Here is a 1,494-nt window from a genome sequence, read left to right as displayed (position 1 = left end):
CTCTCAGGTCGGCTACGCATCGTTGCCTTGGTGAGCCGTTACCTCACCAACTAGCTAATGCGACGCGGGTCCATCCATAAGTGACAGCCGAAGCCGCCTTTCAATTTTGAACCATGCAGTTCAAAATATTATCCGGTATTAGCCCCGGTTTCCCGGAGTTATCCCAGTCTTATGGGCAGGTTACCCACGTGTTACTCACCCGTCCGCCGCTAACTTCATAAGAGCAAGCTCTTAATCCATTCGCTCGACTTGCATGTATTAGGCACGCCGCCAGCGTTCATCCTGAGCCAGGATCAAACTCTCCAATAAAGTTAGTTTGTCTAGCATCTAAAATAAAAATTGACGTTTCACGTTGTTTGTTTCGTTCAGTTTTCAAAGAACTAATGGTGGAGCCTAGCGGGATCGAACCGCTGACCTCCTGCGTGCAAGGCAGGCGCTCTCCCAGCTGAGCTAAGGCCCCAAACAAGTATCGGGAAGACAGGATTTGAACCTGCGACCCCCTGGTCCCAAACCAGGTGCTCTACCAAGCTGAGCCACTTCCCGAAAGAAAACGCGCCCGAGAGGAGTCGAACCCCTAACCTCTTGATCCGTAGTCAAACGCTCTATCCAATTGAGCTACGGGCGCATATGGTGCCGAGGGCGGGGGTCGAACCCGCACGGTGGTCACCCACCGCAGGATTTTAAGTCCTGTGCGTCTGCCTGTTCCGCCACCCCGGCATGTCATATTGAAAATTGGAGCGGAAGACGGGATTCGAACCCGCGACCCCAACCTTGGCAAGGTTGTATTCTACCACTGAACTACTTCCGCAAGACATGTTTGAGATATTTTATTAAAAGTGCGGGTGAAGGGAGTCGAACCCCCACGCCAAAGGCGCTAGATCCTAAGTCTAGTGCGTCTGCCAATTCCGCCACACCCGCATATTAATTAAAATGGTGAGCCATGAAGGACTCGAACCTTCGACCCTCTGATTAAAAGTCAGATGCTCTACCAACTGAGCTAATGGCTCTTACAATAAAAACTGGTGCCGACTAGAGGACTTGAACCCCCAACCTACTGATTACAAGTCAGTTGCTCTACCAATTGAGCTAAGTCGGCTAAATGGTGGAGGATGACGGGATCGAACCGCCGACCCCCTGCTTGTAAGGCAGGTGCTCTCCCAGCTGAGCTAATCCTCCGGATTGCCTGGCAACGTCCTACTCTCACAGGGACAAGGTCCCAACTACCATCGGCGCTAGAGAGCTTAACTTCCGTGTTCGGTATGGGAACGGGTGTGGCCTCTCTGCCATCATTACCAGACTGTATTCATTTAAGACAAGAATCATTGTAACTCATTTAACTTTTAAAGTCAACAAGTTTTTTATATTCTTTCAAAACTAGATAACATTGCTTCATATTATATGGTTAAGTCCTCGATCTATTAGTATTCGTCAGCTCCACATGTCACCATGCTTCCACCTCGAACCTATCAACCTGATCATCTTTCAGGGATCTTA

General features: G+C 49.5%; 9 tRNA genes and 3 rRNA genes. All 12 read right to left on the bottom strand.

Features of this window, described 5'->3' with window-relative positions:
• Window positions 1–309 (bottom strand): 16S ribosomal RNA (locus GBN91_RS28540); the annotation flags it as partial.
• A gap of 75 nt (window positions 310–384) precedes the next feature.
• A tRNA-Ala gene (locus GBN91_RS28535) sits at window positions 385–460 on the bottom strand.
• Window positions 461–469: 9 nt separating this feature from the next.
• Window positions 470–543: transfer RNA gene (locus GBN91_RS28530), tRNA-Pro, on the bottom strand.
• 8 nt (window positions 544–551) lie between these two features.
• Window positions 552–625 (bottom strand) — tRNA-Arg (locus GBN91_RS28525).
• Window positions 626–628: 3 nt separating this feature from the next.
• Window positions 629–717 (bottom strand) — tRNA-Leu (locus tag GBN91_RS28520).
• A gap of 16 nt (window positions 718–733) precedes the next feature.
• Window positions 734–808 (bottom strand) — tRNA-Gly (locus GBN91_RS28515).
• Between the two features lie 29 nt (window positions 809–837).
• Window positions 838–918 (bottom strand) — tRNA-Leu (locus GBN91_RS28510).
• Between the two features lie 13 nt (window positions 919–931).
• A tRNA-Lys gene (locus GBN91_RS28505) sits at window positions 932–1,007 on the bottom strand.
• Window positions 1,008–1,020: 13 nt separating this feature from the next.
• Window positions 1,021–1,096 (bottom strand) — tRNA-Thr (locus GBN91_RS28500).
• A gap of 4 nt (window positions 1,097–1,100) precedes the next feature.
• A tRNA-Val gene (locus tag GBN91_RS28495) sits at window positions 1,101–1,176 on the bottom strand.
• A gap of 5 nt (window positions 1,177–1,181) precedes the next feature.
• Window positions 1,182–1,297, bottom strand: a 5S ribosomal RNA gene (rrf, locus tag GBN91_RS28490).
• Between the two features lie 101 nt (window positions 1,298–1,398).
• Window positions 1,399–1,494: ribosomal RNA gene (locus GBN91_RS28485) — 23S ribosomal RNA — on the bottom strand; the annotation flags it as partial.

Origin of the sequence: Bacillus sp. B1-WWTP-T-0.5-Post-4, assembly GCF_009183795.1 — a bacterium.
In the GTDB taxonomy this organism is placed as follows: domain Bacteria; phylum Bacillota; class Bacilli; order Bacillales; family Bacillaceae_G; genus Bacillus_A; species Bacillus_A cereus.
The sequence above is the reverse complement of the archived record's forward strand: the minus strand, read 5'-3'. Positions and strand labels throughout refer to the sequence as shown.